The sequence below is a fragment of the Stenotrophomonas sp. HMWF003 genome, assembly GCF_003061285.1.
Taxonomy (GTDB): Bacteria; Pseudomonadota; Gammaproteobacteria; order Xanthomonadales; family Xanthomonadaceae; genus Stenotrophomonas; species Stenotrophomonas maltophilia_AP.
This window is the reverse complement of record NZ_QAIW01000384.1, coordinates 1,827-7,032: the sequence shown is the minus strand read 5'-3', so window position 1 is coordinate 7,032 and position 5,206 is coordinate 1,827. Positions and strand designations below refer to the sequence as shown.

Sequence of the window (5,206 nt, the reverse complement as noted above, 5' to 3'; positions counted from 1 at the left end):
CGGGGCAGCAGGGTGCCGTCCAGCGCGGTCAGCACCAGTGGCGGTACCAATGACACCGCCACCAGGCCGGCCGCCAGCCACCACGACAGGTGTGCATGGCCGCGCAGCACGCCTGCGGCGTGCATCAGCCGGTGGACAAGGCCACCGCGCATCAGCGAATACCCGTGCTGTGCCATTGCGTGCGTGCTCCTGGCAGGCATGGCCGTCGACCATGTCCGGGCACGAGCATAGCGCCGCAACCGGCGTGGACCGGCGCAGTAAAAATACTGGGGGCGATGCAGTACCAATCCGGATGTGCGGCACGCGCCACCCGCCCAAGCTGGAGGCCTGTCGCAGGGAATCCGGCAATGCTATCGGTGATCGACGTTCTTACCCGCTTCTGGACCGACATGATCGAGCGTGCGGAGGGTCCGATGACCTTCCGCTTCTTCCTTCAGCCGACCATGGCCTTGATCACCGCGCTGATCGACGGGATCAAGGATGCGCGCGCCGGCAAGTCGCCCTATGCCTGGCTGCTGGCGCACAGCGACAGTTCCCAGCGCCTGACCGCGTGGCGCGAAGGGGTGACGGCCACCACCCGGATCCTGCTCCTTGGCGTGGGCATGGATGTGATCTACCAGTTCCGCATGTTCGGCGGCTTCAAATATCCCGTCGAGGCGTTCGTGATCGCGGTGGTGCTGGGGTTCCTGCCGTACCTGGTGCTGCGGGGGCCGATCAACCGCATCGCGGGCTGGTGGCTGCGCCGCCGTGCCGCGGCCCACCCGGAGGATCGCACACCATGAGCGAGCAGGACCCGCGCAAGAGCCTGTCGGACCGGGCGGTCAGCATCGCGCAGGCGCGCGACCTGCTGGGCGGTACCGACGCCGCATCGATGGAGCTGTCGTCGCGCCGTACCGGCATGTCGTTCCAGCGCACCCGCATGAGCGCCGACCGGACCTTGATGTCGATCATCCGCACGGCGCTGTCGCTGATCGGCTTCGGCTTCACCATCTACCAGTTCTTCGGCCACATGCTCGAAGTGCCCGGCACCACCTTGCGGCCGCATGCGCCCCGCAACTTCGGCGTGGCGCTGGTGGCTTTGGGGCTGGTGCTGTTGACCCTGGGCATTGTCTACCACGTGCGCTACATGCAGCAGCTGCGCAGCGAGCGCGCGCTGATGATCGCCGAAGGGCTGATCCACGGCGAAAGCCATTACCCGCTCTCCCTGACCCTGATCACCGCCGGGCTGTTGTGGCTGCTAGGGCTGCTGGCCATCGCCGGCATGACCTTCAACGTCGCCCCGTTTGCCTGAGCACACCGTCCCGCCACGTTCCGCCCGCTGATTCCCTGGAGAAAACCGCATGGCCACCTCGAAAGCCCCCAAGACCGCCAACGCTGCCGGCTCGACGTCGGGCAAGGCCGGCACCGGCAAGCGCCCCAACATCCTGGTGATCTGGGGTGACGACATCGGCATCAGCAACCTGAGCTGCTACAGCCAGGGGCTGATGGGCTACCGCACACCCAACATCGATCGCATCGCCGAGGAAGGCACGCTGTTCACCGACTCCTATGGCGAGCAGTCCTGCACCGCCGGCCGCTCTTCGTTCATCACCGGGCAGAGCGTGTATCGCACCGGCTTGTCCAAGGTTGGCGTCCCCGGTGCACCGACCGGCATGAGCGACAAGCTGGTGACCATCGCCGCGCTGCTCAAGAACCAGGGCTATGCCACCGGGCAGTTCGGCAAGAACCATCTCGGCGACCTGAACCACATGCTGCCCACCAACCACGGGTTCGATGAGTTCTACGGCAACCTGTACCACCTCAACGCCGAGGAAGAGCCGGACATGTACGACTACTTCCCGGAGAAGGACTTCCCGAACTTCCGGAAAACCATGGGCCCGCGCGGCGTCATCCGCAGCTGGGCGACGGACAAGGACGATGCCACCGAGCAGGAGCGCTGGGGCAGGGTGGGCAAGCAGAAGATCGAAGATACCGGGCCGCTGACGCCGGAGCGGATGGAAACCTGCGACGAGGATTTCGCGGCCACCGCCAAGGACTTCATCAAGCGCCAGCACGACGCCGACACCCCGTTCTTCGTGTGGGTGAGCTTCACCCACATGCATCTGTTCACGCACACCAAGAAGGAAAGCCTCGGCCAGGCCGGGCGCTGGCAGTCGCCGTACCACGACACCATGATCGACCATGACCGGAACGTCGGCGAGCTGCTCGACTATCTCGACGAGCTGGGCATCGCCGAAGACACCTTCGTGATGTACTCCACCGACAACGGCCCGCACCGGAACTCCTGGCCGGACGGCGGCACCACGCCGTTCCGCAGCGAGAAGGACACCAACTGGGAGGGTGCGTTCCGCATTCCGATGGTGGTGCGCTGGCCCGGCCACATTCCCGCCGGCACCGTTGCCAACGGGATCGTGCAGCATCACGACTGGCTGCCGACCTTCCTGGCGATGGCCGGTGACCCGGATGTCAGCGAGAAGCTCAAGAAGGGCTACAAGGCGATCGGGCGGACCTACAAGAACCATATCGATGGCGTGAACCTGACCGGCTACCTGACCGGCAAGGAAAAGGAGAGCCCACGCAAGCTGTTCGTCTACTTCAGCGACGACGGCGATGTGATGGCGATCCGCTACGACAACTGGAAGGTCTCGTTCATGGAGCAACGCTGCAAGGGCACGCTGCAGGTCTGGTCCGAGCCGCTCATCCGCCTGCGCCTGCCCAAGGTCTACAACCTGAGGACCGACCCGTTCGAGTTCGCCGACATCACCTCGAACTCGTACTACGACTGGTTCCTGCATCACGACTACATCCTGTTCGGGGCCTATGCGATCGCCGACAAGTTCGCCGCCACGTTCAAGGATTTCCCGCGGGTGCAGAAGCCGAACACGTTCACCATCGATGACGCGCTGGCCAAGCTCAGCGAAGCCTGCGCGGGCAATCAATGATGAGCGTCGTCGCCGAGACCATGATCGACATCGCCGGCGGTGTCTTCGTGATGGGATCCAACGATCACTATCCCGAAGAACGGCCGGCGCACAAGGTGCGGGTGGCACCGTTCCGGATCGACCGCTACCCGGTGACCAACCGTGAGTTCTCGCGGTTCATCCGGGACACGGGCTACGTGACCGCCGCCGAGCGCCCGGCAGACCCGGCCGACTACCCCGGCGCGGACCCGGCCCTGCTGGTGCCGTCCTCGGTGGTGTTCGTGCAGCCCGCGCACCCGGTCGATCTGTCCAATACGCACAACTGGTGGCATTACGTGGCCGGCGCCGACTGGCGTCATCCCCGTGGCCCGTCCTCATCGCTGCAGGGCCTGGACGATCACCCGGCGGTGCACGTGACTGTCGCCGACGCACTGGCCTATGCACGGTGGGCGGACAAGGACCTGCCCACGGAGGCTGAATGGGAGTTCGCCGCGCGCGGCGGGCGGGAGAGCGGCGAGTTCGCCTGGGGCGACAGCCTGGTTCCGGGTGGCCGCCATCAGGCCAATACCTGGCAGGGTGAATTCCCGTGGCACAGCCTGGACGAGGACGGCTACCGCTGGACCTCGCCGGTGGGCAGTTTTCCGCCCAATGGCTACGGCCTGTACGACATGATCGGCAACGTGTGGGAGTGGACCAGCGATTGGTACCAGCAGCACGACCAGCTGCAGGGCAAGCCGTGCTGCGCGATCGACAACCCCCGGGGTGGCGCGCGCGAGGGCAGCCACGACCCGCGCGACCGCAGTGCGATTCCGCGCCGGGTGATGAAGGGCGGTTCGCACCTGTGCGCACCCAACTACTGCCGGCGCTACAGGCCTGCCGCGCGGATGGCGCAGCCGGTGGATACCTCCACCTGCCACGTCGGCTTCCGTTGCGTGGAGCGCGGATGAACCGCAGCCGCCCGCCGCATCGCCCTTTCCGGAGGATCGCCGATGTCTCCCCTCAAGACGTGGCTGGTGGCCTGCACCGAGCCGGTGGTGGTGGTGATCGATGCGATGGCCCTGGTGCTGATCGTGGTGGCCACGGTGATCGCCTTCGTGCGTGGGGTGCGCCTGCTGCTGCACGGCCACCCGGACAACGTGGCGCGCCGCGACCTGTGGCTGGAATACGGCCGCTGGCTGGTGGCCGGCCTGACCATGCAGCTGGCCGCCGACATCCTGGAGTCGTCGATCTACACCAGCTGGGACAGCATCGGCCAGCTGGGCGCGATCGCGGTGATCCGGACCTTCCTGAACTTCTTCCTGGAACGCGACATCCAGGACATCCGCGAACGCCAGCGCCGGGCCGCCTCGCGCCAGAGCGCGGCGCCGCGCAACCGACCCGAGAGGTGATCCGCATGGGCAGCCCATCCTACCGTCACTACCGCCGTGCCAGTGGCGTCTGCGCGGCGTTGCTGGGCGCACTGGCGCTGGCCGCCAGCGTGCAGGTGCACGCCACCGAAGGCGCGCTCGGGCGCTCGATCACCGGAATGCAGATCACCTCCTATGCCGGGGTGATCCCCCCGGAGCCGGGCATGCAGTGGTCGCTCAGCTACGTGCACTACGACGGCAATATCGGCGGCAGCCGGGCCGCGCCGATCGCCGGGCAGATCTCGCTCGGCCTGGAAGCCGACGTCAGCCTGACCGCGGCCACCGGCGTGTATGTGTGGCCCACCCATACCGGCAAGTGGAATTTCGCCTCGATGCTGACCGTGCCGTACATCACCGCCGATGTCACCGCCAACCTGGAAGGGCCCCTGGGCGGCCGCCGCCAGGTGAAGGACAGTGCGTCCAACCTGTTCGATGTGTACTTCGCCCCGTTCATCGCCGGCTATCACATCGACCCGGTCCAGCACGTGTCGTTCGGCCTGTACGTGTATGCCCCCACCGCCAAGTACGACCCGGGCAAGCTGGCCAATCCCGGCTTGAACGTGTGGACGCTCTCGCCCAGCGTCGGCTACACCCACCTGTTCCAGAAGGGCACGCTGGAGTTCAGCGTGCTGGGCGCGGTGGACTGGTACAGCCGCAACGATGACACCGACTACAAGAACGGGCTGGTGATGCGCACCGACGCGCTGCTGGTCAAGCGTACACCCAGCGGCTGGGGCTTCGGCGCGGCCGCTGGCTGGATCCAGCAGGTGCAGGACGACGACGGTGATACCGCCGACCGGCTCGGCGGGTTCAAGGGCCGCTCGTTCGGCATCGGTCCGGTGCTGACCTATGGAAAGAAGTGGTCCGGCGGCGAGCACC

The 5,206-nt window shown here is 66.5% G+C and carries 6 protein-coding genes; all 6 read left to right on the top strand.

Annotated features, from left to right (window positions below):
• The first annotated feature begins 347 nt into the window (after positions 1-347).
• Complete coding sequence (locus DBR34_RS16505; RefSeq protein ID WP_128097605.1) at positions 348-782, top strand: hypothetical protein; 435 nt, start codon at positions 348-350, stop codon at positions 780-782.
• A complete protein-coding gene (locus tag DBR34_RS16500; protein WP_128097603.1) occupies positions 779-1,291 on the top strand; it encodes a DUF202 domain-containing protein in 513 nt (170 codons plus the stop codon). The genes DBR34_RS16505 and DBR34_RS16500 overlap by 4 nt, the downstream gene beginning before the upstream one ends.
• Before the next feature lie 49 nt (positions 1,292-1,340).
• Positions 1,341-2,942, top strand: a complete 1,602-nt coding sequence (locus tag DBR34_RS16495; RefSeq protein ID WP_219928320.1) for an arylsulfatase — start codon at positions 1,341-1,343, stop codon at positions 2,940-2,942.
• On the top strand, positions 2,942-3,868 hold the full coding sequence (locus tag DBR34_RS16490; protein ID WP_128097602.1) for a formylglycine-generating enzyme family protein: 927 nt from the start codon (positions 2,942-2,944) through the stop codon (positions 3,866-3,868). Before DBR34_RS16495 ends, DBR34_RS16490 begins: the two co-directional genes overlap by 1 nt.
• Positions 3,869-3,910: 42 nt before the next feature.
• The gene (locus tag DBR34_RS16485) at positions 3,911-4,309 is read left to right on the top strand and encodes a DUF1622 domain-containing protein (RefSeq protein WP_128097601.1); all 399 of its coding nucleotides are present in this window, start codon (positions 3,911-3,913) and stop codon (positions 4,307-4,309) included.
• Between the two features lie 5 nt (positions 4,310-4,314).
• A partial coding sequence (locus DBR34_RS21510; protein ID WP_181394049.1) for a transporter occupies positions 4,315-5,206 on the top strand: 892 nt, incomplete at its 3' end.